Here is a 26,678-nt window from a genome sequence, read left to right on the forward strand (position 1 = left end):
CGTCAGCGTGCGAGCACGCCGAACTCGGGGCCCGTGCCGACCGCGGAGTCGACCGGCGGCCGCACGACGCGCGTGGAGGAGGAACCGGCGAGCTTGCCGGACTTCGTGCCGACCGACCAGACCTGCGGCGAGGCCGCCCGGACCGGGACGGCGATCTCGGGCTGCTTGTCGTTGTTCAGGTCGGTCGCCTTGAGCCGCGCGGGGACGCGGTAGACGCCGGCGGGAGTCGGCAGGCCGGGCGCGTCGTAGGCGTAGAACGCGGAACCGGTGCCGGTGAGGCCCCTGGACGTCCCCTTCAGGACGTACAGGCCACCGCCGGTGTTCCCGCACTCCTCGCAGTCGGGCTTCCCCTCACCGGGAGCGCCGACGACCAGGTCGGCGTAACCGTCCCGGTCGAGGTCGGCCGCGGTGACGGACTGGCCGAACCGGTCGCCCCGCCGCACGCCGCCCTGGATGCCGGGGCTGTCCTCGGTGAACATCCGCATGCCGCGGTCCGGGTCCACGCCCGCGGACGAGCCGTAGTTGACCCGGACCACGCCCGCGTCCTTCTCGGTGTCGAGCACCGACTCCCCGTCGCCCACCGCGATGTCGCCGTAGCCGTCCTTGTCGAGGTCCGCGACGGCCACGCTGGTGCCGCCGCGCACGGTGACCGGGGTGAAGCGCAGGCCGGAGGCCCCGCCGAGGAGGATGCGGCCCCGCGTGTGCCTCTCGCCGAGCACGACGAGGTCGTCGATGGACCCCTTGTTGACGCGGCCCACGGCGATCTTGTCCTGGGCCGCCTCGTCGTAGACGGGGTAGTCGCGGCCGATCTCGATCTTCTGCGTCGAGGCGGGCGTGCCGTCGGCCTTGAAGGGGCCCTTGAAGAGGCGCAGCGAGGTGGAGTAGCCGACGACCAGGTCGGTCTTGCCGTCGCCGGTGAAGTCACCGGCCTTCAGGACCGCGCCGAAGCCGTGCCGGTTCAGGGGGTCGGCCATCCGCGTGCCGCCCTTGAGGCCGGCGGCGCTGCCCCAGAGCAGGCCGACCTGTTCGTCCGCCGTGCCCACGGCGAGGTCCGCGTAGCCGTCGGCGTTGAAGTCGCCGCTGGTGAGGACCTGCCCGAACCGCGCGTTCCCGGTCGCGTCGCCCGGCACCCCGGGGCTGTTCTGCGTGAGGGCGCGCAGGCCGGTCTTCTGCGCACCGTACTTGCCGCCGTACGAGACGGTGACGTAGCCGGCGGCGCCCAGCCTCGTGGTGGCCCCGTCCGTGCCGGTGACGTCCACGCCGGCGTCCGGGGCGCCGAGGGCCAGGTCGTGGTAGCCGTCGCCGTTGAAGTCGTCGGAGTACCGGGTGGCCGCGGGGCCTGCGGCGGCGGCCTCGGCCCGGGTGCCGCCGGCGGCCAGCAGCCCTCCGGCGAGCGTGGTGGCCGCCGCGGCGATCGCGATGGCGTGACGGATGTGGCGTCGCACGTCCGGTTCCCCCTAAGAAGTCGATCAGAGATACGCGTTCAAGACCTCCGGTGCGCTGGAACGGTTGTACGGATTTCCACGACCAGGGCCAGGGCCCCGACCACGACCAGGGCCAGGGCCACGCCTATGCCCGTGTCAGGCCCGTGCCGGTGTCCGCGCCACTGCCCGCGCCACTGCCGGGCCGCCGGGCCGACGTGACGCAGACAGCACCCCGCGGCCCTTATCCCGCGCGCGGAGCGAGAGCATCATGGGCTGGTTGTTGTCCGCCGAGGCTTTCGGGATGGGTGAGGGGCATGCGCGGTGCCGGGGTACGAGGTGCGGGACGCGGCGGTGTGAGACGCCGCGCGAGGCGCCGTACGGTCGCGGGCGCCGCCGCCCTGAGCTGCGCCCTGCTGCTCTCCGGCTGCGGCGGCCACGGTGACGGCGGCGGCGACAAGGGCGCCGGCGACCGGGCCCTCGGTCTGGCGGCGGGCAAGGCCACCCCCCAGCGGCCCGTACCCCGCGGCGACGGCAGCGAGACCGACGACGACTTCAACGGTGACGGCGCCCGTGACCTCGTACTCGACGACCTCGTCCACCGCGACCACGGCGACGACGCGGGCATCGGCATCGTCTACGGCGGCAAGGGCGGCAAGGGCGGCAAGAACGGCAACGGCGGCAAGAACAGCCTCGTGCCGGGCGCCCGGCAACTGCTCAGCGCGCACGCCAACGGGGCCCGCACGGACGGCGAACTGCCCGCGGCCTTCGAGTCGGAGGCGAGCTGCGACCTGGACGGGGACGGCTTCAGCGACCTGATCGTCTCCACCGACCCGCCGTACGACGGACAGGGCCGCCCGCCCGTGCCGCTGCAGATACTCTTCGGCTCGCCCGAGGGCCTGGGCGGCAAGGCGGTCAAGCTGCGGGTGCCCGAACGGGCGCGCTTCGGCAACGACTGGCCCGACCAGCCGGTCTGCGGCGACTTCGACGGGGACGGCGCGAGCGACCTCGTGCTGCACGCCAGCGGGGCCCGCATCTCGTTCCTGCGCGGCCCGTTCAAGCGGACGGGCGCGCCCCGCGCGGCAGGCGCCCCGGTCGCCGCGCCCGGCAACAACCTCGTGTCCGGCCGTGCCACGGATGTCGACGGCGACGGCTACGACGACGTGCTCGTCCGCAAGGCCGCGGGCCCCTCGGGCGCCGCCCCCGGTGCCGTCGTACTCGGCGGCGCCGACGGGCCCGGCGAGACCGGGGTGCTCCTCCCCGCGGGGACGGACGTCGTGTTCGGCCGCTTCGGCAAGGGCAGGGGCATGGACGCGGCCGTCGCCACGCCGAAGGGGGTCGCCCTGCGGTACGAGGTGCCCGGCACCCTGCGGGAGTCGTTGGAGGCCAGGGACGTGGCCGTGGACGCGGGGGACCTCGACGGGGACGGGCTCAGCGAGCTGGTGATGAGCGGGCCCGGCAGCGGGTCCGGGGGCGCCGCCGGCGACGTGCGGGTCTTCCGCGGCCGTGCGGCCGGGTTCGCGGCCAACGCCACCGCCCTCGTCGGGCCGCGGGGCAAGGGCACGACCCAGGTGCTCCAGGTCGCCGACTTCGACGGTGACGAGCGCGCCGACCTCGTTCTGCGCACCTACCGGGGCGACACCGAGGACACCGTGGGCGTCTATCCGGGCCGTGCGGCGGGCGATCTCGTCTCGCGCGCACCGTCCGTCAGCTTCTCCACCGCGGAGTTCCTGACCATGCGGTGACTTTCCTGACCCTGCGGTGAGCGGGGTGAGACGCGCGTGGGGCACGTGGGGCGTGTGGAGTGCATGGGGCGCGGGGGCGAGCGGGTTCCTTTTACTCGTACGCCGTCTTCGCACAACCCTTCGTACACCTCACCCGTCACACCACCGGAAGCCCGCCCCATCGCCCACTTCCGGGAGCCCTCGTGCGCGTACGAAGCCTGGCCGTCACCGCATCCGTCGCCGTCCTCGCCGCCGCGGGGCTCACGTTGCCGCTGGCCGGTACCGCGAGCGCGGCCACCGCCCTGAAGGACGACTTCAACGGGGACGGGTACCGGGACCTCGCGGTCGGGTCGCCCCTCAGCAACTCCGTGACCGTGACCTTCGGTTCGGCGGGCGGCGTCTCCGAGGGGCGCGCGGTCACCGTCACGCAGGACACCGCGGGCGTGCCCGGGGTCAAGGAGGCCGAGGACGAGTTCGGGGAGAACGTCAGCAGTGGTGACGTCGACCGCGACGGCTACGCCGACCTGATCGTCGGCGCCCCCGGCGAGCGGGTCAGCGGCAAGCCCTCCGGCTCCGTCACCGTCGTCAAGGGCGGCAAGAACGGCTTCACCTCCGGCGGCCACGTCGTGAACGCCCCCGCCGACACCGGGGGCCGCTTCGGCGAGGCCACCGCGTGGACCGACCTCGACTACGACGGCTCCGCCCAGCTCGCCGTGGTCAGCGGCGACAACTGGTGGTTCTACTCCAACGCGGGCGAGGACGGCCGGGCGTGGGGCCTTGAGGTCGACTTCATTCCCGAGGGCGTACGCCTGGAGGGCATGGTCGCGGGCAACTTCAAGAGCAAGGACGGGGTCGGCTTCGTCCTGTACGGCGAGCGCGCCGACGGCGGTGCCTGGACCGCGCACATGAACGGCGGCGTGGGCGACTACGGCTACCGGGCCGAAGTGCTCGGCGAGGGCGACGACCCGTCCGTCACGCGCGACGCGGCCACCGCCGGTGACGTGAACGGCGACGGCTACGCCGACCTGGTCACCGGCGCCTCCCGCAACGGGCGCGGCGGCAAGGGCGGTTCGGTGAGCGTGCGGTTCGGCGGCGAGGGGAAGTTCGGCGCCCCCGTCACGTACAGCCAGGCGAGTGCGGGCGTGCCCGGCACCGACGAGGCGGACGACGCCTTCGGCTCGGCCGTCTCCGCCGGCGACGTCACCGGTGACGGTCTCGCCGACCTCGCGGTGGGCGCGCCCGGCGAGACCGTCGACGCGGTCGAGGGCGCCGGCAGCGTCGTGCTCCTGAAGTCCAGCGGCGGCGCGTTCACCTCGGGCAAGGCGTGGCACCAGGAGACCGCGGGCGTGCCCGGCGTCGCGGAGGCGGGCGACCACTTCGGCACCTCCGTACGGCTCAAGGACATCAACAAGAACGGCAGGGCCGACCTGTCCACGGGCGCCACGGCCGAGGACATCGGCACCACCCAGGAGGTCGGCGCCGTCTGGGTCCTGCGCGGCACGGCGACCGGTCTGACCTCGTCCTCCGTCGCCTCGTTCAACGGTACGGACTTCGGCGTCGGCGGCGTGAACGCGGGCTTCGGCCACACCGTCCGCTGACCCTGGCCCTGACCCCGGCCCACGGCACCCGCACCGAAGGGCGGGTGCCCGAACGGCCCTTGCGCGGCGTTTAGTTGATGTCCGTCACGGCCCTCACTCGTCTCCCGAAGTTCTCCGCGTTCCCCTACAACCCTCGGCCCCCATCAGAGGTCTCCCTTGCGCCGACCACGGCGCGAGACCACGGAGAACCCCCGGTGAACGCGCCCGGCAGCGCACTTCCGCCGACCACACCCTCCGCGGATGCCCGCCAGGCATCCCCGCACGCCGCAGGAGACCCGCATGGCCCAGTACCAGCGCACCACCACCCGCAGACGCATGCGGCTCGCCGCGGCGACGGCCGCCGCCGCCGCGCTGACCGGTGGACTGCTCACCGTCACGGCGTCCACCGCGTCGGCCGCGGAGCCGCCCACCGCCACCCGGCCCGACGCCGACTTCAACGGTGACGGCGACGCCGACCTCGCCACCTCCGCCTCCCGCGCCCACGTCAACGGCAAGGACAGCGCCGGCCAGGTCGTCGTGACGTACGGCGGCGCCCGGCGCAAGCACGTCACGTACAGCCAGAACAGCTCCGGTGTGCCCGGCAGCGCGGAGAAGGGCGACCTCTTCGGCGCCGACACCGCGTACGGCGACTTCGACCGCGACGGATACGACGACCTGGCGGTAGCCGCGGTCGGCGAGGACGTCGGTTCCGACGTCGACGGCGGCACCGTACAGATCCTGTGGGGCTCGAAGAACGGCCTGTCCGGCGGCACCACGCTGAAGGACCCGCGCCCCACCAAGCACGACCTCTTCGGCGGGCCCATCCAGGCGGGCGACTTCAACGGCGACGGCAAGGCGGACCTCGCCATCGGCTCCAGTTCGGGCGCCGCCACCATCGACGTCTACAAGGGCGGCTTCACCCGCACCGGCGGCACCGGCGGCCGCTACACCGTCCTGCCGCCCATCATCAGCGGCGAGGACGCGGGCCCCATCAACCTGCACTCCGGTGACATCGACGGCGACGGCAGGGACGACCTGATCGTCGACGGCTTCTCCACCGCCGACGGCTACAACGCCAACCTCTGGCTGCCCGGCAGCCCCAGCGGTGTCACGACGAGCGGCGTCCAGCGGCTCCCCGGCGGCCACATCACCGACGTGGGCGACACCGACAGCGACGGCTACGGCGACATCATCATCGGCCTGACCTGGGACGACGGCATCGCGGGCGCCCACAAGGGCGGCAGCGTGCACGTGGTGAAGGGCAACGCGAACGGCCCGTACGGCGGCAGCCAGGTCATCACGCAGGACAGCTCGGGCGTGCCGGGCAGCGGCGAGAAGGGCGACGCGTTCGGCGCCGAACTCGACCTCGGTGACATCAACGGCGACGGCCACCTCGACCTGGTCGTCGGCTCCCCCGGCGAGAACCTGGACGGCGTCACCGACGCGGGCTCCATCACCGTCGTCTACGGCGCGGCGGACGGCTCGGGCCTCGCCACGGCGGGCTCCAAGCTGCTCAGCCAGAACTCCCCCGGTGTCCCGAACACCGACGAGAAGGAGGACTTCTTCGGCCTGGACGTCCACGTCGACGACCTGAACGGCGACGGCCGCGGGGACGTCGCCGTCGGCGCGTCCGGCGAGAACAGCGGCAACGGCGCGCTGTACGTCCTGGACGCCGGGCAGAACGGCTCGCTCTCCGGCACGAGCGGCGTCTACACGTCCACGCTCGGCATGTCCGACGCGGGTGCGCCCAGCCTCGGCGCCAACTTCGCGGACTGACGCCACCGCCGCACCGCTCCATACCGCGGCCGTTCCCCGGCCCATTCCCCGGCTCCGGCCGCCGGTCCGGCCGCCGCTCCATCCGCCGCTCTATCCACCGGGCCCGCGCCCCAGCGCGGGCCCGGTTTCCCTTACCCGCGCCCCGGCGAGACGTCGCGCGCTGAAGCCCCGCACAACCCTCCGCCAACCTCAGATGTCTCAGAGGTGAAGCAACTCCCCACCCGATCCCGCAGAGTTGGAGCCCCCGTGCGCGCACGCACACTCGCCCTCGCCGCGGCCACCGCGCTGGCCGCCGGCGGTCTCACGCTGCCCCTCGCGGCCACGGCGACCGCCGCCCCCGACAAGCCCGTGCGGAGCGACTTCGACGGTGACGGGTACGCCGACCTCGCCGTCGGCATACCCAGCGGCACCGTCGACGGCAAGGCCAAGGCCGGCTACGTGAGCGTCGTCTTCGGCGGCCCCGGCGGCCCCGGCTCGAACGGCGTGCGCCGCATCACCCAGGCCACCGTCGAGGTCCCCGGCACCCCGGAGGCGGGCGACCGCTTCGGCGGGGCGCTGACCACGGCGTACGTGGACGACGACCCGTACGCCGACCTCGTCGTCGGCGCCCCCGGGGAGGACATCGACACCAAGACGGACGCCGGCTCCGTCACCGTCCTTTACGGCACCGGCGACGGCTTCGCGTTGGCCAACACCGCGGCCCGCGGCGCGAAGTCCGGCGACGCGTACGGGAACGCGCTGGCCGCCGCCGACTTCACCGGTGACGGCGACGTGGACCTGGCGGTCGGCGGCAAGGACAAGGTCGTCGCCAACGTCAACCCGTTCGCCGCCCGCACCGAGCCCCTCATGGGCGACCGCATGGGGGGCCGCGCCCCTGTCATGACCACCGGCGACTTCGACTCCGACGGCCGCGACGACCTGGCCGTCGCCTATTACACGCGGAACCAGCCCTACACGCAGTCCCACGTCCAAGTGCACGCCTACGACAAGACCGAGGGCCGCTTCCACCTCACCTGGAGCAGCTCCAACGGCGCCGCGAACGCCCTCGCCGGCGGCGACTTCAACGGCGACGGCCGCGACGACCTCGCTCTCGGCAACTGCCGCGAGATCGCCGACGAGAACATCGACGACCCGTGCGGCCCCGAGGAACTGACCGAGGGCGGCGGCGTCCACATCCACTACGGCGGCCCCAACGGCCTCATCTGGGAGGGCCAGACCCTCAACCAGGACACCCCGGGCATCCCCGGCGTCGCGGAGACGGGCGACGACTTCGGCAACGCGCTCACCGCCGCCGACCTCGACGGCGACGGCAGGGACGACCTGGTCGCAGGCGCCCCCGGCGAGGCGATCGGCAGCGCGGCGGGCGCCGGCTCCGTCACCGTCCTCAAGGGCGGCAAGAACGGCATCCTCGACACCTCGGGCGCGGCGGACGCGGTCGCGTACCAGCAGGACTCCGCCGGTGTCCCGGGCACGGCCGAGAAGGGCGACGCCTTCGGCACGACCCTCGCCACCACCGACTACGACGGCGACGGCCGCCCCGACGTCTCCGTCGCGGCCCCCGGCGAGAACGCCTCGGCGGGCGGCGTCTGGAACCTGCCCGGCGGCATGTCCACCGGCAGCACGAACGTCACCCCCAAGTCCATCGGCCTGCCCGCGTCCTCGCACCCGTACGCGTACGGGGCGGTGATCGGCCGCTAGGCGCCATGCTCGGGGGCTTCCGGGGCTTCCGGGGCTATCGGTGCTGGGCCTGTGGCAAACCCTTCAGGGTTCCCCTAGGGGTTGTCACAGGTCGGCCGCAAACCCCGTCTCCTCCCGAGGAGGGACGACCCCGCCCCCGAAGACCAGGTACGTTCGATTCGTGGCTGGATTCAGGATCGGACGCGGCCGGGACGACCGCGCCCCGCAATCGCGACCGCAACAACAACCGCGGCAGCAGCCGTACGGACAGCAGGCCCCCCAGGGGCAGCAGCCGTACGGCTACCCACCCGTGCCGCCGAACCCGCAGCAGGGCGGCGGCCCCCGCTACGGGAGCGGCCCGCAGTACGGCGGCGGTCCCCAGTACGGCGGGGGCGGTCCCCAGTACGCCGGTGGCGGCCAGCAGTACGGCGGGGGCGGCCAGGGGTGGCCCCAAGCCGACGGCGGCCACGGCGAGCCGGAGTACTTCGGCGGCGACCACGGCCACGGCCCCCAGGGCGGCCACGACCCGTACGCGGCCAACAACCCTGGTCACACCCAGGCATTCGCCATCGGCGAGGACGCTTACACCCAGGGCGACACCTACCGCGCGGGCCAGGCCGCCGCGGCGCCCCTGGGGCCGCGCCTGCACTGGAAGGACCTGCTGCGCGGCATCGTGCTGCGCCCGTCCCCGACGTTCCTGCAGATGCGGGACTACGCGATGTGGGGCCCGGCCGCCGTCGTCACGTTCCTCTACGGCCTGCTGGCGATCTTCGGCTTCGACGACGCCCGCTCGGACGCGATCAACGCCACGCTCTCGTCGGTGGTCCCGTACGTCCTCACGACCGGCATCGCGATCACCATCAGCGCCTTCGTCCTCGGCGTGGTGACGCACACCCTGGCCCGCCAGCTCGGCGGCGACGGCGCCTGGCAGCCGACGGTCGGCCTCTCCATGCTGATCATGTCCCTCACGGACGCGCCCCGCGTGATCGTGGCCCTGTTCCTCGGCGGCGGCCAGACCTTCGTCCAGCTCCTCGGCTGGGCGACCTGGATCGCGGCGGGCGCGCTGCTCACCCTGATGGTGAGCAAGTCCCACGACCTGCCGTGGCCGAAGGCGCTGGGAGCGGCCTCGATCCAGCTCCTGGCGATCCTGTCGATCATCAAGCTGGGAACGTTCTAGCGGTACGTAGGCGGGGGGTCAGCCCCCCCCCGCAGGAAAAGGGCCCGGGGACAACGCCCCCGGGCCCTTCTCGACTTCTCGACTTCTCGACTTCTCGACGCAGATACGTACGTCGCTCCGGCTCTCAGGCGTCGAGGACCTGGCCGGCGCGCTTCACGACGGGCGGCTCGACGCTCCACGGGAAGTTGATCCACTCATCGGTGCGCTTCCACACGTACTCGCACTTCACGAGCGAGTGCGACTTCTCATAGATCACCGCGGACCGCACCTCGGCCACGTGGTCGAGGCAGAAGTCGTGGACGAGCTTCAGCGTCTTCCCGGTGTCGGCGACGTCATCGGCGATGAGCACCTTCTTGTCGGTGAAGTCGATGGCGTTGGGCACGGGCGCGAGCATGACGGGCATCTCAAGGGTGGTGCCCACCCCCGTGTAGAACTCCACGTTCACCAGGTGGATGTTCTTGCAGTCGAGCGCGTAGGCGAGCCCACCCGCGACGAAGACACCGCCACGGGCGATCGACAGCACGACATCCGGCTGATACCCGTCGTCGGCGATGGTCTGCGCGAGCTCACGCACCGCGCCGCCGAACTTCTCGTACGTAAGGTTCTCGCGCACGTCACTCATACCGCTGCTCACACCTGTGTCCGATGGAAGTTGAGGAAGGACCGCGAGGCGGTCGGCCCGCGCTGCCCCTGATAGCGCGACCCGTACCGCTCCGAGCCGTACGGTGCCTCGGCGGGCGAGGTCAGCCGGAACATGCAGAGCTGGCCGATCTTCATGCCGGGCCAGAGCTTGATCGGCAGCGTGGCGAGGTTGGAGAGCTCAAGCGTCACGTGCCCGCTGAACCCCGGGTCGATGAACCCGGCGGTGGAGTGCGTGACGAGCCCGAGCCGCCCGAGGCTGGACTTCCCTTCGAGCCGGCTCGCGAGGTCGTCGGGGAGGCTGATCACCTCGTACGTCGACGCCAGCACGAACTCGCCCGGGTGCAGGATGAACGGCTCGTCGCCCTCGGGCTCCACGAGCCGCGTCAGGTCGGCCTGCTCGACGGAGGGGTCGATGTGGGGGTAGCGGTGATTCTCGAACACCCGGAAGTAGCGGTCCAGCCGCACATCGATGCTCGAGGGCTGCACCATGGATTCGTCGTACGGCTCGATCCGTACGCGTCCGGAGTCGATCTCGCCCCGGATGTCCTTGTCTGAGAGAAGCACGCACCGAGGATACGCAGAGCGCGCGGGCCGACCACAATCAAGCCCGCCCACGCGCTTCTCCACTCCTCCCCGCGCCGCCCGCTACCGCTTCTGGGCGGCGATCGGCACGGAGTGCCGGAGGCGGGCGCAGCGCGGACATCGGATGAGCCGCCCGGGACCGAGCCGGTCCGCCTTCTGCATCGGGAACGACGCGGTGCTGAACACGTGCCCTTCGGCACATCGGACGACGGTGCGCTCCATCAAGTCCTTGAGTCCCTTCCCCAAAACCGTAATCGGACTCGTACCGCTGCTGCTCAGGCGGCACTCAGGCGCCTCGGTCCCGTTCGGTTTCCCCTCACCGGGCCGACGCCGAAACCACACATTACGGTACGAAAGGGGCGCCTCTCCAGGCGCCACGACCACCGGCCACGCTACGCCCCAACTCCCTCGCCCCGCACGGCGCATCCACCGTCCGGACAGCACTCGGACCCCACGGCGAGAGCGCCCGGGGCCCGGTATGGGGTACACTGTGCGACGTTGCGACACCGCTTCGAGCGGCGTCTTTCGCGGGTGTAGTTTAGTGGTAGAACATCAGCTTCCCAAGCTGAGAGTGCGAGTTCGATTCTCGTCACCCGCTCCATAGCTGAGGCCCAGGTCATAGACCCGGGCCTTTCTGCTGTCCGCTTCCGCTCAGCCGCCGCGTGCCACATCCGTGCCAGATGTCTGATCATCCGGTTTGCGTGCCACAGCCCGGCAGGCCTTCCGAACACTCCGATCGAGCATCCCCGTGGCCTCTTGCTGACGCTCCTCCTCGGAGTGCTGGTAGATCATCGCCGCTTCGCAGCGGAGATCGGCCTCGGCCAGCTCCGAACCGGGCGCAGGGCAGTCAGAGGGGCCACTCAGCCTGCGGAATGTGTGAAAGCAACCGAGCCTTCCTCGGGCGAGCAGAACCCGGGGAGCAGAGCCCGGAGGCGTAGATGCCCGTGCGGACGGCGGCCGTCGCCGCCCCGACCTGCCCCGCCCCGCCCCCGCCCCCGCCCCGGGGAGTTCCTTCTGGGCCGTCGCCGTCCGCCTTCCCGGATTACCCTGATGCGCCGAGCAGCGGAGGCCGGGCGCGGGCCGGGAGACGGAGGCAGGGATGTCGTATCGGGGGGCGAACGCCGAGGATCTGGAGCAGCTGGCGAAGCTCGTGGACGGGCGCGGTGGCCTGGAGGAACGCCTTGGTGAGGCTTTCACCCGGGCCGCGCAGCTCGGGGTGACCGGGCATCTGTCGCCGCTGAAGCCGCTGCGGACCTGGAGTCGGAGCCAGGGCCCGGATCTGCGCAAGCGCGCCGCCCTCCTGCGCCTGGAGAACGGTGATCCGATGGCCGGGCTGCTGTGGGCGGGGTTCACGGCCAAGGACCTGGAGCAGTACGACGGCAAGGGGATCAAGCCGGAGACGCTGCTACTGGCCAACTCGGTGGCGGCGAGCGACGATCCCAACGCCCAGGATCTGTCGCGGCGGCCAGGGGAGAAGCTCGGCGACTACGTCGCACGGCTCGAAGCGCATGCGCTCGCGAAGATCCCAGGTCTGGAGCCGCACGAGGAGTCCCTCACCGAGATGATCAAGTTCGGCTCCGACGCGTTCAACGTCGCCGCCGCCACCCAGGTCGTGGCGGCGAGCGGTCTCTCGGGGACCAAGGTGCTGCTGGGCAACGCGGTGAAGACCGGAAAGCTCGGGCCGCTGAAGGACGCCCTCGCGACACGGTGGACCGCGCCCGGCAGCAGCCCCATCCTCCGTTGGGCGGGCACGAAGCTCGGCAACTACAACCCGCCGATCCGCTCGCTGGCGGCTCCCGGCAGCTGGTTCCCCGGACAGCTCGGCAACATGGCCTCCCGGAGTCCGTCCTACCAGCGCGTCGCCAACGTGCCCTTGAGCTCCGGCTTCCTGGGTGACCGATGGGGCGGCGGCTGGGACAGGCTCCGTGCACGCGGCTTCATGAATGCCAAGGTGCTCGGCTTCACCCCCAATCAGGGCATCAACTTCTTCGCCGGGTCGGACGACATGGCTCGCGCCTACGGCGGGCTGACCCATTCCGGGCAGGCGGTCACGCGCGCCGGGCACGCCAACCTCCTGACGGTCGGGAAGACCGGCGGGTTCGGTGCGGCGGCGAAGACGGCGGGTCTGTGGCGGGGAGCGGGCATCGTCGGTTCGGCGGGCGCCACGGCGTTCTCCGTGGCCAACGTCGCCACCATGGACCACGGCAAAGAGTGGAAGAAGAGCAAGGCCGGCTACCTGGCCAACTACGCGGAGGTCGGCTTCAACGCCTCCTTGACCGCGGCGATGGTGGCGCCCACTCCGTTCACCGTCGGTGCCGCCGTGGGAACCGGCGTCGTCTATGGAGGGCTGAAGGTCGTCGAGCACTGGGACGACATCGAGAAGGGCGCCGGTGAGGCGGCCCACTGGGTCGGTGACAAGGCGGGTGACCTCGCGGGCGGCGCCAAGAAGCTGGGCAGCGCCCTCAACCCGTTCGACTAGCGACGAGAATGGGGGACGCGAGGAGCGACCTACGCGAGAAAGGTGTCGCCGCCGCCATGGAGACGAGCAGTGCAGCCCTGAAGTTCGAGCTGATTCCGTTCAGCTCCGGATCGGGTACCAGACGCTCCGGCGCCAAGGGCACCGGTACCAAGGACGAGGTGCCCACGGCGGGGCTCAGCGGGGACGTGGGGCGCTTCGGGAACGTCACCGTCGAACGGTGCCCGCTCTACCGGCCGGCCGAGAAGGGCATGGACACCGTTCGGTTGAGCGGTCCCGGCTTCCCGGAGACGATCTTCCGCGGGAAGCGCAGGTCGGGGCAGCCCTCGCTGTCCAGGGCCGAGCTGACCCTCGCCGGCCGGCCCGCGGAGCTGCGGTTCAACGCCCGCGCCCTGCGGAAGGAGGACCGGGCGCTGCGCATCTCGTACGAGGGCCGGGAGTACGTCTACTCCACCGAGGGTCTGGGCAAGGCGAAGGTCCTCACCAGAGCGGACGTCCGGGTCGCGATGGAGCCCGGTCAGTATGTTCCCGCGGGGGCGGGCACGAAGAGGACGGGCACGGCCACCGGGCCCGTCGACGCCGTGGATCTCGCGGTCGCCGTCGTGCTCGAAGCGGTGGACACCGATGTCCTGACCCTGAGCGGCACCGCGTTGTCGTCCCCGTTCGCCCTGCTGCACCACTTCTCGGATCGGGCCGAGTGACACGGGGCCACCGAACGGCCTGCCAGCGGGTGGCCTCCGTTCCCCGCCGTGCGGAGGCCGGAGGCCGTCGATGATGCGGTGTCACGTGGTGAGGGACGGTTCCGCCGGGGCCGCGCGGCGGGGTGCGGGGTTGTCCAGGTGGGTCACCACCGTGGCGTAGAACCGGTGCACGGCGTCGTCCACGCTGCGGATGAAGCCGGACTCGGCGTTGCCCCGGCCGTTGCCCATGCCCTTGAAGAGGGAGAGCCGGAACCCCGTGATCCGCGTGCCGTTCTTCGGCAGGATGTCGGCCGGCTCCGGCCGCAGCCGCTCCAGGGTGCCCCGCGGACCGCCCGCCCCGTCCTCCACCAAGGTCTCGACATGCAGGTCGGCGGGGGCTTCGGCGAGGCGTTTGACGAGCCGTTTGACCCAGGTCAGCGGGTAGCCCTGAGCGGGGGCGGGGATCTCGACTGACGTACGGATGCGGCCCGTCCGCAGGTCGGCGGTGACCGCGAGGACGCCGGGCGTGCCCTCGATGCGCAGCTCGGAGCGCAGCCTTCCCTCGGAGCACAGGGTGTCCGCCAGGAGGGAGCGCCGGGCCGCCGGGTCCACACCCCGCTTGGCGCGCTGGACGGGCAGGACCTTCTGGCCGAGTTCTCCGCCGAGCCTGAGGCAGACCTGGCGGATGAGCCGTTCCCAGCTCTCCACCACCTCCACGGTGCGCGGGTCCCCCTGGCACAGGGTCTCGTCGTCGATGCCGTTGCGTACGGGGACCCAGGCCGAGCCCATGTTCTGGAAGCCGTGGCAGCCGGAGTTCTCGTGCTGGACGTAGTGCAGCAGTTCCTGGAGGAGCCAGGCGTGCGCCATGTTGCCCACGCCCTCGTGGCGGAGCAGCATCTGGGCCTGGTGCGCGACCTCGGCCCACGACAGGTGCCACAGGGCCACCTTGTGCTTGCGCCTGCCGTCGGTCCTGACGTCCACCAGGGGGCTGCCCTCCAGGGCGACGTCGTTCGACAGTGTGATCACGGCCTCGTAGCCGCGGCGCGCGGCGATGTCCATGTACGCCTGCACCTGTTCGGCCTTCAGCCCGTTTCCGTTGGTCTTGGTCTCGACCAGCGCCGTCCAGAGCTTGCCCGCCCGCTCCACCCGGATCACTCCGTCGGGTCGCCGCGGGGTGTCCCCGTGCGGCAGGGAGACCTCGGTGAACGTTTCCATGCGGCCCGCGGGGGCTCCGAAGGCGGCGGTGAGCCTTCTGCCGAACTCGGGGATGTTCGCCATCACCGACAGGAGCACCGAGGTGGCCCGCATCTCGCGGTCCCGGTCGCTCTTGAGCGAGGACACCGGGAAGAGCCTCGCCTCCTTCCACGACTCGTTCTCCGCCAGCGACTTCTTGGCCACCTTCGGCAGGGTGACCTTCTTCTTCGCCGTCCGGGGGCGTGGTGCCTTCACCGGTGCCGCCTGCTCCTCGGACCGCCGCGGCGCCGGAACGCCGTCCGGGGACGGGGACGGGGACGGGGACGGGGAGATCGAAGGCGAAGGCGAAGGCGAAGGCGAAGGGGATAGCGAGGGCGACAGGGACGGTGACGGCTGCGCGTGCGTGGGGGCCGGCTGCGCGGACTCCTCGTCAGCGGGCGACACCGCGGGCTCGACGGCCGCGTCGTCGTCGATGTCCACGCCGAAGTCCGTGGCCAGGCCCGCCAGCCCGGTGTCGTACCCCTGGCCGACGGCCCGCAGCTTCCACTGTCCTGCGCGGCGGTAGATCTCACCGAAGATGAACGCGCTCACCGAATCGGCCTCGTCGATCGCGAACCGCAGCAGGTCCTCGCCCGTGCCGTCGGACACGGTCAGCCGTAAGTCGTCCAGCTCCCCGAAGTGCCCGCCGTCGTAACGGCTCGCCGCCACGACGATCCGGTCGACGGCCTCCGGGACCGCGCTCAGGTCGAAGCTGATCACATCCTTGCTGCCGCCGCCGGTGGGCGTCTTGCCCAGGAGCCGCACGCTGCCGTCGGCGGCGACCGGATTGTTGTAGAAGTAGAAGTCCGCGTCGCTGCGGACCTTTCCGTCGGCGTCGAGCAGCAGAACCGAGACGTCGGCGTCGCCCTCACCGGTCGGACTCGTCCAGTCCAGACCCACGATCACGGAGTCGATGCTCTCGGCGTTCCCGCTCAAGGACGCCAGACTCACGTTGGCGCCCTTGCTCAACTCGTACATAGCCCCCACCCCCTGGCGCACACCTCAAACGTGCGTTGGCCGTCCCCTCCGGTGCGCCGGTCGAACCGATGTGATGTGCACCACATGCAGTGCACACCGGAACCTTAGTACTCGGGCAGGCCGCCCGCTCCTGTCTGCCTCAATTCCGGCGGAAGCCGCCTCACTCCCCCGCCCCCCGCCGCGCGCCCCGGCTCAGCGCGTGGCCGCACCACCTGATGATCGCGGCGTTGATCAGGGTGCCGGCGACGACCGCGGCGGCGAAGTAGGCCGCGCCGTCCGGCAGGGCCAGGAACAGCAGGCTCGTGGGGGCCGTGGCCAGGAGGGGGATCACTCCCGCCATCGACTCGTCCGTGGAGTCCATGGCGGTCACCACCACGGCCCAGATCAGCAGCCCCACGCAGACCACCGCGTAGGCCAGGGCGGTGAGGTCGGCGGGGGAGAAGCGGCGGACGGGGTCCGTGGTCACGGGGGCTCCTTGGGTGGGGGGATGGGGGGCGTGGGGTGGAGGTGGTGGTCTGGGGTGTGAGGGGCGTTGGGGGTGTGGGGGTGGTCTGGGGTGTGGGGGTGTGGGGTGGAGGTGGTGGTCGGGGGTGCGTGGGGGTGTCACGCGTGGGGGCCCGGTGGGTTCGGGTGGGTCAGGCCCAGGTCGTAGGCCAGGATCGTGGCCTGCACCCGGTCCCGCAGGCCCAGCTTCCGCAGGAGCGCGTTCACGTGGGACTTCACCGTCCCCACCGTGATGTGCGACTCCTCGGCGATCTCCGCGTTGTTCAGGCCCTGCGCCACCAGGGCCAGTACGTGGCGTTCGCGGGCCGTCAGGGTCTGGAGGGGGTCGCCGGCGGCCGTGGCCGCGGTCGTGCGGGGTCCCGTCGCCGACGCGTAGTGGCTGATCAGGCGTCGCGTGGCGGAGGGGGACAGGACGCTCTCGCCGGTCGCCACCACGCGGATGCCGTCCAGGAGTTCGGGGACCCGTACGTCCTTGAGGAGGAAGCCCGAGGCTCCGGCGCGCAGGGCGTCGAACACGTACGCGTCGAGGTCGAAGGTGGTCAGGACCAGCACGCGCGGCGCGTCCGCGCGTCCTGTGACGACGCGGGTGGCGGCGATGCCGTCCAGTCCGGGCATCCGGACGTCCATGACGACGACGTCCGGTGCCAGTTGCTCGGCGAGCCGCACCGCCTCAGCGCCGTCCGCGGCCTCTCCCACGACCGTCATGTCCTCCTCGGCGTCGATCACGGCCGCGAAGCCCGCGCGGACCACGCCCTGGTCGTCGGCCACCAGCACCTTGAGGGTCATCGCTCCTCCACCGTCTCGTCGGCGGCGTCCGGGACCGGCCGGCGCAGCGGCAGGCTGAGCAGGACCGCGCCCTTCGGGTCCGCCGTCACCGTGCCGCCCAGCGCCTCGATCCGCGCCGCCAGGCGTTCGCGTACCGCCGCGGAGCGGGCCGCCCGCGCCACTCCCGTGACCGAGAGGAGCAAGTCGGCTGCCGTGGCGTCCAGTTCGAGCCGTGCCGGGGTCTCGTCCTCCGTGGCGAGCAGCGTCTCGGCGGCGCCGTACGCGGCCAGGTCCACGGCCGCGGGCAGGCGTTCCGGTACCCGCTCCGTCAGGTGGATCTCCACGTCGCGGCCCGTGGCCCCGCACTGCTGGGCCAGCAGGTCGAGGGCCTGGAGCGTCGGCTGCGGGCGCAGGCTCGGCGCCGCCTCGCCCTCCCTGACGGTGTCGAGCAGGGCACGCATCGCGGCCAGGGCCTCGCGGGCGCGTTCCGCCGTGGCTTCGAGCCTGCCCGCCTCCGCCTCCGCGACCACGTCGGTGGTGCGGGCGAGCACGGTGGTCTCCAGGCCGGCCGCGATGCGGCGCCGCTCGGCCCACGCGTCCCGTACGGCCTCCTCGGTCCAGGCGGCGACGCGCTGTTCCCGCGCGCCCCGGTCGGCCCGCTCCCGCCTGCCGCGCAGGACGCCGCACCACCCGGCCGCGCCGACCGCGGCGGACGCCCCCGCGACAGCGCACGCCCCCACCGCCCAGGCGGGTGCCGCCGTGCCCCGGCCGAGGACGGCGGCGGTCGCGGCCCCCGCGTGCACCACCGCCGCCGCCAGGCAGAAGGCGAGCCGCGGCCGGGCGGGGGCGTGCGCGGAAGCCGCCACCGCGCACGTGGCCACCAGGCCGAGCACGGGCGGCAGGGCCGCCGGGCCCGTGTAGTCGCCCGCGGCCATCGCCACCGGCCAGAGCGGGGCGAGGCCGAGCAGCGCGCCCCTCGCGGCGAGCGGCGCCCCGCGCAGCCAGAGGAGCGCCACGGCCTGGGCCGCCGCGAGGAGCGCGAACAGCACGCCCGCCGAGACGTCCGTGCCGCCCGACGCGGTCTCCGCCCGGATGATCAGGGCGGGCAGCAGCGGCTGGGCGACCAGGCCGGCGGCGGCCACCAGCTGCGCCACGCGGTAGCCGCGCGTCTCGGACCGCTCGGCCTCGGACGCGGTCCTGCCCGGCAGGACGGCCCGCACCTCCCAGCCGCCCGCCTCGGTGGGGCCGCTGGACAGCGTGCCGCCCGCCTCCCGCGCCCGGGAGCGCAGGAAGCCCGTGCCGCGCCCGCCGCCGAGCCCCGTGCCGTGCGCCGCCGCCCCGGCGGGCGGTGCCTCGCTGGTCACGAGGATGTCGGTGCGGGTGTCCCCGTACCGGCACACCACCCGCGTGCGGGCGCCGGGCGCGTGCCGCGCCACGTTGGTCAGCGCCTCGCGCACGATGCCGTACGCCGCGTCCGCGGTGGTGCCCTCCGGCAGCGGGTCGATCGCGCAGTCCACTTCCCGGCCGAGGCGGCGGAAGCCCGCGACCAGGTCGCGCAGCCGCTCGTCGGGGGACGGCCGGTCCTCGCGCGAGGGCGCGGGACCGCGTACCTCGCCGAGCGCCCGGGTGACCTCGCGGCCGGTCTCCGCCGCGAACGCCAGCGCCTCGTCGGCCATCTCGGGGCGTCGCTCGCGCAGCCCGAGCGCCGCGCCCGCCGTGACCACCACGGCCGTCAGATGGTGGGCGCTGACGTCGTGCAGCTCCCGTTCCATGCGGCGGCGTTCGGCGGCGGGCAACCGGTGGCGTTCGGACTCGGCGCGCCGCAGCCGCCGTTCGGCCGCCCGCCGTGCGGCACGGGAGCGCCGTACGCGGATGCCGGTGCCGCACGAGGCGGCGTACAGCAGGGCGGTGAGGACGAGGTCGAGGCCGTCGCGGTCGCTGAGCCCATGCAGGCTGAGGTCCTGGAGGAGCTGCCAGCAGGCGAGCGCGGCGCCGCAGAGCACGGTGGTGAACGTGTCCCGCGCGACCGCCACGGTGAACAGGGCGAGCGCGACGCCCGCCGTGCCGAGCACCGCCGTCGCGCCCGCGGGCAGCGGGCCCGCGCCGAGCGCGCAGGCGGCCGCGGTCACGGCCAGGGCGGGGACCGGGCGGGTCCGGCGCAGCGCGAGCGCGGCCGTCACCACGCCCGCGACCAGCGCCCAGACAAGCAGGGACGCCCCGGACGGCACGGCCCCGCGCACGAGCGGCGCCCCCGGCCACACCAGGGCCTGGGCGCAGATCAGCAGGACCGGGAGCAGCCGGTCGTCGGTTCGCTTCATGTCCTGACCAGGCTATGGGCGCCTGTGGGCCGCCCGTCTCCGGCCCAAGGGGGATTCGCCTCTCTTACCTGGGGTGCAGACGCGCCGCCCGCGCGAGGCGGCGGAAGCGGGTACCGGCGGTGGTCCTCCGGCGTACGCACCCGACCTGTACGGCGGCACCGGCCGGCGGGAGCCGGTGCGGCAGGCGGCGGGCGGCGGGCGTGCTGTGCGTCCGGCGGGGCCGCCGGGTCGACGACGCGCCGGCGCTCATCAGGGCCCACGCGTGCGCCGAGGCATGTCCCCCGAGGCGGTCGCCGAGGGCATCGTGCGCGGTGCCCCGCGGCTCGACCGACGGCGACGGCCGCGCCCCCGCCCGGGCCGCGGCCGTCCTGTCCCCCGTGTCCGCGTCCGCCGCGAACGTCAGCCGACGCTCTTCCCGTCAGCCGACGCTCTTCCAGAACGCGTACCGGTGGTCGCGCGCGAAGTCCGCGCGGTCCCAGCGCTCCGCCGACAGCGACTGCACGTACCGGTCGCCCTCGCGGAACCGCGGCCAGTCCGTACGGCCCGAGTCGGCGAAACCGACCCAGGTGCGCAGCAGCCGGTCGCGGAACGGCTCCTGCTCCGGCCGTACGTCCTGAAAGAGCGCCAGGTCGAAGAAGTACGCCAGCTCCGCCATGTGCTGGGCGCGGGGGGCGAAGCCGGGCTCCGGGTAGCCGTGGAACCAGGGCGTGTCGTCCTCGGCGAACTCGTACATCCGCGTGGGCGTCCACTTCGCCAGGAGCCGCGCGGTGTCCAGCGTCGGTGTCGCCCACCTGGCGTCGGTCAGGGCCGCCGCCATGGCCTCGCCCGCCGAGCCGTGGGCGCCCAGGGGGTAGCGCTTCAGCACGGCGTCGGCGTCGGCGCCGAACTCCGCGCGTACGGCGGGCTCGTACTCCTCGGGCTTCATCGGCGCGCCGCCGGGCGCCAGTTCCCGGCCGAGGACCATGCCGCGCTCCTCGTCGCGGTTGACCCCGATGAGCACCGGTACGCGGTTGAACCGGCCGGTGCGCAGGGCCTCGGCGGGCGCGAGCGGCATCAGGTCGGTGCCGGCGACGGGCCGGGGCTCGCGGAACGCGCCGTAGGCGGCGAGGAGTTCGGCCACCGGCTTCCGGCGCAGGCAGGCCGCGGTGTGCCGCTCGCAGCCGACCTTCTCCGTGACGCGCGCTGCCTCCGCCCGTGCCGCGGCCCGGGTGCGGGAGCCGCCCGTGGCGCAGGGCGCGCTCTGCAGGACGGCGCGGTCGAAGAGGCCCGCGGACTTCGGCGAGGCGAGGTGGCCGCAGACGCTGTAGCCGCCGCCCGACTGGCCCATGAGCGTCACGTTGCCCGCGTCACCGCCGAAGGACGCGGCGTTCGCGCGGACCCAGCGCAGGGCCGCCTGCTGGTCCTCAAGGCCGAGCCCTTCGGCGCCCTTGACGGCGGGCGAGCCCTGGAAGCCCATGATGCCGAGCCGGTAGTTCATCGACACGACGACCGCTCCCCGTGCGGCCAGCCGCTTCGGTCCGTACATGTCGCCGGTGCCGTACATCAGGCTGCCGCCGTGGATCCAGACGATCACCGGGCGCCTGCCGTCGGACGCGGCGGGCGCGGTGACGTTGAGGTAGAGGCAGTCCTCGCTCTCGCTCGGCACGCCGATCGGCAGGCCCTTCGGCTGGGCGCAGGGGGCGCCCGGCCGGGTCGCGTCGCGCACGCCAGGCCAGGGCGCGGCGGGCTTCGGCGGGGCCCAGCGGCGCTCGCCGACGGGCGGGGCCGCGTACGGGATGCCCTGGAAGGCGCGCACGCTCCCGTCGGCGGTGCCGCGCACCTCGCCGCCGGTGGTGGTGACGACCGTGCCGGGCGCGGTGGGCGCGGTGGGCGCGGCGGACGCGGACGGTGCCGTGGCCGTGACCGTGCCGAACGCCAGCGCGCCCAGCGCGAGGGCGGTGACGGACCACCGGGAAACGCTCCGTGTGTGTCTCATGGCGAGGACCGTAGGCCAGGATTGGGCGCTCGCGCAATACATTCGTATAGATCGGTCGTCCCATACGTGCGTCCAGGTGTCCGTCTCGGCGCTCTTCCTGGGCTTTCACCTCGGGCGACGCCTTGCGCAAACGCCTCATACGGCCGTCCATCGCCTTGGTACGCTGACCGCATGGGGAACCGCGAAGCCCTTCTCGACGCCGCCAAGACGTGCCTGCGCGAGAACGGGTACGACCGCACGAGCGTCCGGGACATCGCCACCGCGGCCGGCGTGAGCATGGCCGCCATCGGCTACCACTACGGCTCAAGGGAAGCCCTGCTCAACAAGGCCCTGTTCGAACTCCTCGACGCCTGGGGCGACTCGATGGGCCGGGCGCTCACGCCCGACGCCGACGGCTCGTCGAAGCGGCACTTCGAGCAGATGTGGGAGAGCCTCATCGCGGAGTTCACCGCCCACCCCGACCTGTGGCTCGCGTCGATGGAGCTGTTCATGCAGGCCCGCCGCAACCCCGAGCTGCGGGACGCGCTCGCCCAGGGCACCGCCGAGGGACGGCGCGGCATGGCGGCGATCCTGGCGGGCGTCCCCGAGGACGAGGTCCCGCGGGCCACCCTGCGCTCGGTCGGCAGCGTCCAGCTGGCCCTGATGTCGGGCGTGATGATCCAGCACCTGAGCGACCCGGCAGCGGCGCCCACCGCGGCCGAGGTCCTCGAAGGGCTGCGGGGCTTGGCGGACCTGGCGCGCTGAGAGCTCCCGCGGGCGGCAGCCGGACGTGAGCGGGGTGGCAGCGGGACGTGAGCGGGGCGGGGAAGACTCGGGGGCGTCAGCAGGACGCCGCGGCGCGACCGGCACTTGACCGGGCCGTCGCGCGCCGCCGCACCTCCCCGTCCTCCGCTGCCTCCTCGCCTTCACGTCTCCTCGGCCTCACGGCCGCCACCCCTGGGGGAACTCCCATGCGTACGTCCCGCAGCCGCACCGCCTTCCTCGCCGCCGCAGGCGCCGCCGTGTTCACCCTGTCCGTGACCGCCTGCGGCGGGGACGGCTCCGGTCTGCGGGCGGCCGGGCCCGCGGAGGCGACCGTCGCGGTGGACCCCGCCAAGGGCGCGGCCCGGGGAGAGGGCACCGGTGGCGACGCGGAGGCGGCCACGGTCTCCCGCGCCGAGCGCGCCGAGCGCCCCGGGACCGGCGGGACCGCCGGCACCGCCGGCACCGCCGGGTCGGCCACGCGCCCCGGGGCCACCGTCGCCGCCGCGCCCGTCTGCACCACCAAGGACCTGAAGATCAGCGCCGGGCGGTACGGCGGTCCGCCGTTCACGCACATCGTCCTCACCGCGAAGAACACCTCGGGCCACTCCTGCCGGATGACCGGTCACCCGGAGATCCAGTTCCTGGAGGGCCACCGCGCACACGTCCCGCCGGTCGCCGCGAGCAGGCCCGCCGCGCCCGTCGTCCTCGAGGCCGGCGCGCCCGCGTACGCCATGGTCCGCCTCTCGAACGGCGGCGTCGACGAGCCCACCGAGCCGGTCAGCGGCTTCTCCGTCACCCTCGGGGGCGGCGGTGGCACGGCGGCCGTGACCGCTCCCGGCCGGGGCGGCATCGCCGTGGTCCCGGCGGCCTGGAAGACGGGTTACTGGACGTACGAGCTGCGTGAAGGCGCCGACGACTTCTGAACGGTGCGGCGGGACCGGCGGGCGAGGGTGTTCGCCCGGTGACCGGACCGACCGCGGTGCGGCCGGCGGTGGTTCAGGCGTCGGCGGAGTTCGAGCCGCTGCCCCTGCGGCCGCCGGACTTCGCGGCCGACGCCGCGATCTCGGCGGCGACCGTGGTGGCCTTGGCCACGCCCCTGACCCAGCGCGGTCCGCCCCGCGCCGCCCATATGACGGCACCCAGGCCCGCAGCAGCGATCAGCACCGCGATGCCGAGCAGCAGCACCATCATCGTCATCCCACCCCACTGGTACAGGGCCCTCGCGGGCCCTTCGTACGGGCCCCGATTCTTGCAGACCCATGGGCAGGGCTTCACACCTCGTGCGGCCGCATGTTCCGCGTACCGGGCGCCGGACCGGGCGTCGGACCGGCCCCCGCGGCACCTTCCGGACGGTCCGGCCGGGCGTCCGCCCGGTTAGGGTCGTACGACTTAGGCGACATCTCGTCCCAGGGGGGACCACATGGCACTCTTCGGCAACGCCCACACCATCAACCCGGCCGGCGCCCAGCAGGAGTACGCGCGGCTGCTCGGCCACGGCGAGCAGGTGCACGCCGCGTACCTGCTGATACGCGACACGATGCTCTTCACCGACCGCCGGCTCATCATGGTCGACAAGCAGGGCATCACCGGCAAGAAGGTCGAGTACCACTCGGTCCCCTACCGCAGCATCACGCACTTCTCGGTGGAGACGGCCGGGCACTTCGACCTCGACGCCGAGCTGAAGATCTGGATCTCCGGCAACGCGACGCCCCTGCAGAAGACGTTCACCAAGGGCGTCGACATCTACGAGGTGCAGGCGATCCTGACCCAGTTCGTCGCCCGGTAGGCGAACGGCCGTCGCACTCCGGCCATTCCGCCGCGCCCCGCGCCTCTGGCAGGCGCATGCCTTCCGCGGACCGCGCGGCTGTGCTTGCCTTGGGGCCGTTTCGGCGGACTGGGGCGGGAGTTGCCGCATGCGGAAGCTGTGGAGCGCGGGGGCGCTGGTCGGTGCGCTGCTGCTCGCCGGGTGCGGGGACCCCGGGGCGGAGAGCGGCGCACCGCCGGCCCGCGTCCCCGACGCACCGGTCGCCGACGCCCCGCGGGCCGACCCCACGCCACGCCAAGAGACCTCGCGTCCGGGCCCGTCGGCCGCGGCGCGGCAGCGGCACGCGCGACAGACCCGGGCGCGGGCCCCGAAGGTGCTCTACCTCGGGGACTCCCTCGCGATGGAGAACCAGGACGACCTGCGCGACCGGCTCAAGAGCCGCCTCGGGGCCCGCTACCGCAGCGCGCCCTACTCCGGCACCACCCTGTGCGACTACCTCGAAGGCACCGGCAAGAAGTCCCTGGTGCCGGGCAAGCACAAGGCGGCGGCGCTGGTGCGCGAGGAGCGGCCGGACTTCGTGGTGCTCCAGTTCTGGGGCAACGCGTGGGGCTACACGCCGTGCATGGACGGCATCACGTACGACGGGCGGCGCGCGGAGTACCTCGCCCGCTACCGCGCCGACGCGGCGAGGCTGGCCGCGCAGATCGAGGGCGCCGCCGGGACCGGCCGCACGCGTGTGGTGTGGGTGCTGCAGGGCCCCGACCCCATGACGCCGGACCGCGTCCGCCGCGTCAACGGGGTCTACGAGGCCAGGGCGCGCGCCTCGGGCGGCCTCACCGCCGACGCGGGACGCGCGGTCGCCCCCGCGGCGGCCCGCTACACCTGGGCCGAGAAGCTGCCGTGCACGCCCTACGAGAAGCGGAACCCGGAGTTCTGCACCGAGCCGGGGCAGAGTCGCACGGCGCTGCACCGGAGCGACGACCCCCTGCACTTCTGCCTCGCCCCGACCACCGCCGAGTCCCGCCCCTGCCCCGTGCGGTCGCCGGGCATACGGCGCATCACCTCGGCGGTCGCCGACGCGGTGGCGAAGGCGTCCTGACGCCGCTCGGGCCCAGGACCCGTCACCCGTTCGGGCCGTGCCCGCTCGCCGCACCCCGCGTGGCCGTCACACGCTGTGAATCCCCGACAGAGAGCGAGGGCGGCCATGAGCAGTGCCACGGCACACGAGGGCGGGCCGGACCACGGCCACCCGCACCGGCGCGGCCACGGGAGCGACGCCAGTGCCTGGGCCGGGGGCGGAACCATGTTCGCCGGGGTCCTGATGCTGGTGAACGGCCTGCTCGGCGTGTTCGCGGGCATCGCGGGCATCGCCAAGGACGACGTCTACGAACGCGTCGGCGACTACGTCTACAAGTTCGACCTCGCCACCTGGGGCTGGGTCCACCTGGTCCTCGGCCTCGTCATCGCCGCCACCGGCTGGGGAATCCTCAGGGGCGCGGGCTGGGCCAAGGCGGTCGGTGTCGCGCTGGCCGCGCTCGGCATCGTGGCGCAGTTCCTGTGGCTGCCGTACACGCCGGTCTGGGCGGTCATCTCCATCGCGATCGGCCTCTTCGTCATCTGGGCGCTCTGCACGGACACCCCGGAGCAGCGCACCGGCCCCTGACGGCGCCCCGAAGGCCGCGGGGCCGGCCGGTCGTCCGCACCGGCCCGTGTCCGCCGCCCGCGTCAGAACGCCGCGGGCCCCCCGTTCGCCTTCACCACGTCACGGACGGACCCGGCGAACTCCTCCGTGCGGGCGTTCGTGCCCGCGGTGCGCCAGACCAGGGCCACGTCGGCGGACGCCACGTCGCGCAGCGGTACGAACGCGACGTCGGGGCGGGCGTAGTAGCGCTCCACCGACGCCACCACCGGGGAGATCCCCCGGCCCGCCGCGACCAACGTCATCAGCTCCTGGAAGGTCGCCACCGCCTGGCCGCGGCGGATCGCTCGGCCGCTCGGGGTGCGCGGCGGCACGTGGAAGTCCCACCAGTACGCGGGGGCGCCGTTCACCACGCCGAAGAACGTCTCGCCCGCCAGCTCCTCCAGGGAGACCGACGCCCGCCCGGCGAGGGGGTGGCCCACCGGCAGGGCGAGCAGGCGCGGTTCGTTGATGACCACGGGCCCGACCGTCAGGTCCGGCTCCTCGACCGGCAGGCACGTGAAGAGCAGGTCGACCTCGCCGCCGCGCAGCGCGCCCAGCGGGTCCTGGAACTGCGTCTCGCGCATCCGCACCTCGCAGCCGGGGCACCGCTCGCGGAAGGCTGCGAGGATCGCCCCGGTCAGCGAACCCGCGCCCGAGCCGAGGAAGCCGACGGACAGCTCGCCCTCGATGCCCCGTGCGGCGTCCTTGACGCGGGCCACCACCGCCTCCATCTCCTGGTGCAGCGGCGCGATGTCCTCGTAGAACCGCCGTCCCAGCGGTGAGAGGCGGACCACCCTGCTGGTGCGCTCGAAGAGCGGGGCGCCGATCTTGCGCTCCAGCTTCTTCACGGTCTGGCTGACCCGTGCCTGGGAGAGCAGCAGCCGCTCGGCCGTACGGCCGAAATGCAGCTCCTCGGCCAGCGTCAAGAAGGTCTCCAGCTCCTGGCGTTCCACCACGTACCCCCCGTGACCTGCGTCGATAAG

The 26,678-nt window shown here is 73.3% G+C and carries 22 protein-coding genes and 1 tRNA gene; 13 read left to right on the forward strand and 10 right to left on the reverse strand.

All coding sequences use genetic code 11. The features are described 5' to 3' along the window. Nucleotides 1-2: 2 nt before the first annotated feature. On the reverse strand, nucleotides 3-1,445 hold the full coding sequence (locus AB0I16_RS26370) for a VCBS repeat-containing protein (protein ID WP_363252051.1): 1,443 nt from the start codon (nucleotides 1,443-1,445) through the stop codon (nucleotides 3-5). 332 nt (nucleotides 1,446-1,777) lie between these two features. On the opposite strand from AB0I16_RS26370, the gene AB0I16_RS26375 reads away from it, so the two are divergent. From AB0I16_RS26375 to AB0I16_RS26395, 5 genes are all read left to right on the forward strand, one after another. Further along, nucleotides 1,778-3,166 carry an FG-GAP-like repeat-containing protein gene (locus tag AB0I16_RS26375; protein WP_363252052.1) on the forward strand — a complete coding sequence of 463 codons (1,389 nt, stop codon included), beginning with the start codon at nucleotides 1,778-1,780 and terminating at the stop codon, nucleotides 3,164-3,166. A gap of 182 nt (nucleotides 3,167-3,348) precedes the next feature. Continuing rightward, on the forward strand, nucleotides 3,349-4,743 hold the full coding sequence (locus AB0I16_RS26380; protein ID WP_363252053.1) for an FG-GAP repeat protein: 1,395 nt from the start codon (nucleotides 3,349-3,351) through the stop codon (nucleotides 4,741-4,743). Between the two features lie 315 nt (nucleotides 4,744-5,058). Beyond that, a complete protein-coding gene (locus AB0I16_RS26385) occupies nucleotides 5,059-6,498 on the forward strand; it encodes an FG-GAP and VCBS repeat-containing protein (protein WP_363252111.1) in 1,440 nt (479 codons plus the stop codon). A gap of 246 nt (nucleotides 6,499-6,744) precedes the next feature. After that, nucleotides 6,745-8,196, forward strand: a complete 1,452-nt coding sequence (locus tag AB0I16_RS26390) for an FG-GAP and VCBS repeat-containing protein (protein WP_363252055.1) — start codon at nucleotides 6,745-6,747, stop codon at nucleotides 8,194-8,196. A gap of 160 nt (nucleotides 8,197-8,356) precedes the next feature. Next, entirely contained in the window at nucleotides 8,357-9,352 is a 996-nt protein-coding gene (locus tag AB0I16_RS26395) for a Yip1 family protein (RefSeq protein ID WP_363252057.1), read from the forward strand. Nucleotides 9,353-9,476: 124 nt separating this feature from the next. Here the strand turns inward: AB0I16_RS26395 and AB0I16_RS26400 are convergent, their stop codons facing one another. Both AB0I16_RS26400 and dcd read right to left on the reverse strand, forming a co-directional pair. Further along, on the reverse strand, nucleotides 9,477-9,974 hold the full coding sequence (locus AB0I16_RS26400) for a phosphoribosyltransferase (protein WP_363252058.1): 498 nt from the start codon (nucleotides 9,972-9,974) through the stop codon (nucleotides 9,477-9,479). An 8-nt stretch (nucleotides 9,975-9,982) separates the two neighbouring features. Further along, nucleotides 9,983-10,558, reverse strand: a complete 576-nt coding sequence (gene dcd / locus AB0I16_RS26405) for a dCTP deaminase (RefSeq protein ID WP_363252059.1) — start codon at nucleotides 10,556-10,558, stop codon at nucleotides 9,983-9,985. 545 nt (nucleotides 10,559-11,103) lie between these two features. On the opposite strand from dcd, the gene AB0I16_RS26410 reads away from it, so the two are divergent. The 3 genes from AB0I16_RS26410 to AB0I16_RS26420 all read left to right on the forward strand — a co-directional run bounded on the left by AB0I16_RS26410 (nucleotide 11,104) and on the right by AB0I16_RS26420 (nucleotide 13,753). Then, nucleotides 11,104-11,177 (forward strand) — tRNA-Gly (locus tag AB0I16_RS26410). 498 nt (nucleotides 11,178-11,675) lie between these two features. Further along, a complete protein-coding gene (locus AB0I16_RS26415) occupies nucleotides 11,676-13,055 on the forward strand; it encodes a PE-PGRS family protein (RefSeq protein WP_363252060.1) in 1,380 nt (459 codons plus the stop codon). Between the two features lie 56 nt (nucleotides 13,056-13,111). After that, complete coding sequence (locus AB0I16_RS26420; protein ID WP_363252062.1) at nucleotides 13,112-13,753, forward strand: hypothetical protein; 642 nt, start codon at nucleotides 13,112-13,114, stop codon at nucleotides 13,751-13,753. 81 nt (nucleotides 13,754-13,834) lie between these two features. Here AB0I16_RS26420 and AB0I16_RS26425 read toward each other — a convergent pair whose 3' ends face one another. From AB0I16_RS26425 to AB0I16_RS26445, 5 genes are all read right to left on the reverse strand, one after another. After that, nucleotides 13,835-15,943, reverse strand: a complete 2,109-nt coding sequence (locus AB0I16_RS26425; protein ID WP_363252063.1) for a TerD family protein — start codon at nucleotides 15,941-15,943, stop codon at nucleotides 13,835-13,837. Nucleotides 15,944-16,103: 160 nt separating this feature from the next. Next, a complete protein-coding gene (locus AB0I16_RS26430; RefSeq protein ID WP_363252064.1) occupies nucleotides 16,104-16,409 on the reverse strand; it encodes a hypothetical protein in 306 nt (101 codons plus the stop codon). Between the two features lie 137 nt (nucleotides 16,410-16,546). Further along, nucleotides 16,547-17,233 carry a response regulator transcription factor gene (locus tag AB0I16_RS26435; protein WP_363252066.1) on the reverse strand — a complete coding sequence of 229 codons (687 nt, stop codon included), beginning with the start codon at nucleotides 17,231-17,233 and terminating at the stop codon, nucleotides 16,547-16,549. Continuing rightward, entirely contained in the window at nucleotides 17,230-19,530 is a 2,301-nt protein-coding gene (locus AB0I16_RS26440; protein WP_363252067.1) for a histidine kinase, read from the reverse strand. The genes AB0I16_RS26435 and AB0I16_RS26440 overlap by 4 nt, the downstream gene beginning before the upstream one ends. A 418-nt stretch (nucleotides 19,531-19,948) precedes the next feature. Further along, nucleotides 19,949-21,505, reverse strand: a complete 1,557-nt coding sequence (locus tag AB0I16_RS26445) for a carboxylesterase family protein (RefSeq protein ID WP_363252068.1) — start codon at nucleotides 21,503-21,505, stop codon at nucleotides 19,949-19,951. A gap of 171 nt (nucleotides 21,506-21,676) precedes the next feature. Between AB0I16_RS26445 and AB0I16_RS26450 the strand changes: the two genes are divergently transcribed. After that, a complete protein-coding gene (locus tag AB0I16_RS26450) occupies nucleotides 21,677-22,249 on the forward strand; it encodes a TetR family transcriptional regulator (protein WP_363252069.1) in 573 nt (190 codons plus the stop codon). 206 nt (nucleotides 22,250-22,455) lie between these two features. After that, on the forward strand, nucleotides 22,456-23,172 hold the full coding sequence (locus tag AB0I16_RS26455) for a DUF4232 domain-containing protein (RefSeq protein WP_363252070.1): 717 nt from the start codon (nucleotides 22,456-22,458) through the stop codon (nucleotides 23,170-23,172). 73 nt (nucleotides 23,173-23,245) lie between these two features. Here the strand turns inward: AB0I16_RS26455 and AB0I16_RS26460 are convergent, their stop codons facing one another. Next, nucleotides 23,246-23,446 (reverse strand): hypothetical protein, encoded by a 201-nt coding sequence (locus AB0I16_RS26460; RefSeq protein WP_363252071.1) that lies wholly within the window; start codon nucleotides 23,444-23,446, stop codon nucleotides 23,246-23,248. A gap of 223 nt (nucleotides 23,447-23,669) precedes the next feature. On the opposite strand from AB0I16_RS26460, the gene AB0I16_RS26465 reads away from it, so the two are divergent. The 3 genes from AB0I16_RS26465 (at nucleotide 23,670) to AB0I16_RS26475 (ending at nucleotide 25,677) form a co-directional block, all read left to right on the forward strand. Next, entirely contained in the window at nucleotides 23,670-24,035 is a 366-nt protein-coding gene (locus AB0I16_RS26465; protein WP_076685265.1) for a PH domain-containing protein, read from the forward strand. 127 nt (nucleotides 24,036-24,162) lie between these two features. Beyond that, nucleotides 24,163-25,113 (forward strand): SGNH/GDSL hydrolase family protein, encoded by a 951-nt coding sequence (locus AB0I16_RS26470; protein ID WP_363252072.1) that lies wholly within the window; start codon nucleotides 24,163-24,165, stop codon nucleotides 25,111-25,113. Nucleotides 25,114-25,317: 204 nt separating this feature from the next. After that, nucleotides 25,318-25,677, forward strand: coding sequence for a hypothetical protein (locus AB0I16_RS26475; RefSeq protein WP_363252112.1), 360 nt, complete (start codon nucleotides 25,318-25,320; stop codon nucleotides 25,675-25,677). A 62-nt stretch (nucleotides 25,678-25,739) separates the two neighbouring features. On the opposite strand, the gene AB0I16_RS26480 is transcribed toward AB0I16_RS26475, so the two are convergent. Further along, nucleotides 25,740-26,651, reverse strand: coding sequence for a LysR family transcriptional regulator (locus AB0I16_RS26480; protein ID WP_363252073.1), 912 nt, complete (start codon nucleotides 26,649-26,651; stop codon nucleotides 25,740-25,742). Nucleotides 26,652-26,678 lie beyond the last annotated feature (27 nt).

Origin of the sequence: Streptomyces sp. NPDC050703, from assembly GCF_040654435.1 — a bacterium.
GTDB lineage: Bacteria > Actinomycetota > Actinomycetes > Streptomycetales > Streptomycetaceae > Streptomyces.

Coding starts and splice junctions, on each gene's coding strand:
- AB0I16_RS26435 (WP_363252066.1), bottom strand. CDS start 17,233: ATGACCCTCAAGGTGCTGGTGGCCGACGACCAGGGCGTGGTCCGCGCG.
- AB0I16_RS26450 (WP_363252069.1), top strand. CDS start 21,677: ATGGGGAACCGCGAAGCCCTTCTCGACGCCGCCAAGACGTGCCTGCGC.
- AB0I16_RS26415 (WP_363252060.1), top strand. CDS start 11,676: ATGTCGTATCGGGGGGCGAACGCCGAGGATCTGGAGCAGCTGGCGAAG.
- AB0I16_RS26445 (WP_363252068.1), bottom strand. CDS start 21,505: ATGAGACACACACGGAGCGTTTCCCGGTGGTCCGTCACCGCCCTCGCG.
- AB0I16_RS26465 (WP_076685265.1), top strand. CDS start 23,670: ATGGCACTCTTCGGCAACGCCCACACCATCAACCCGGCCGGCGCCCAG.
- AB0I16_RS26475 (WP_363252112.1), top strand. CDS start 25,318: ATGTTCGCCGGGGTCCTGATGCTGGTGAACGGCCTGCTCGGCGTGTTC.
- AB0I16_RS26470 (WP_363252072.1), top strand. CDS start 24,163: ATGCGGAAGCTGTGGAGCGCGGGGGCGCTGGTCGGTGCGCTGCTGCTC.
- AB0I16_RS26425 (WP_363252063.1), bottom strand. CDS start 15,943: ATGTACGAGTTGAGCAAGGGCGCCAACGTGAGTCTGGCGTCCTTGAGC.
- AB0I16_RS26420 (WP_363252062.1), top strand. CDS start 13,112: ATGGAGACGAGCAGTGCAGCCCTGAAGTTCGAGCTGATTCCGTTCAGC.
- AB0I16_RS26455 (WP_363252070.1), top strand. CDS start 22,456: ATGCGTACGTCCCGCAGCCGCACCGCCTTCCTCGCCGCCGCAGGCGCC.
- AB0I16_RS26385 (WP_363252111.1), top strand. CDS start 5,059: ATGCGGCTCGCCGCGGCGACGGCCGCCGCCGCCGCGCTGACCGGTGGA.
- AB0I16_RS26400 (WP_363252058.1), bottom strand. CDS start 9,974: ATGAGTGACGTGCGCGAGAACCTTACGTACGAGAAGTTCGGCGGCGCG.
- AB0I16_RS26460 (WP_363252071.1), bottom strand. CDS start 23,446: ATGACGATGATGGTGCTGCTGCTCGGCATCGCGGTGCTGATCGCTGCT.
- AB0I16_RS26440 (WP_363252067.1), bottom strand. CDS start 19,530: ATGAAGCGAACCGACGACCGGCTGCTCCCGGTCCTGCTGATCTGCGCC.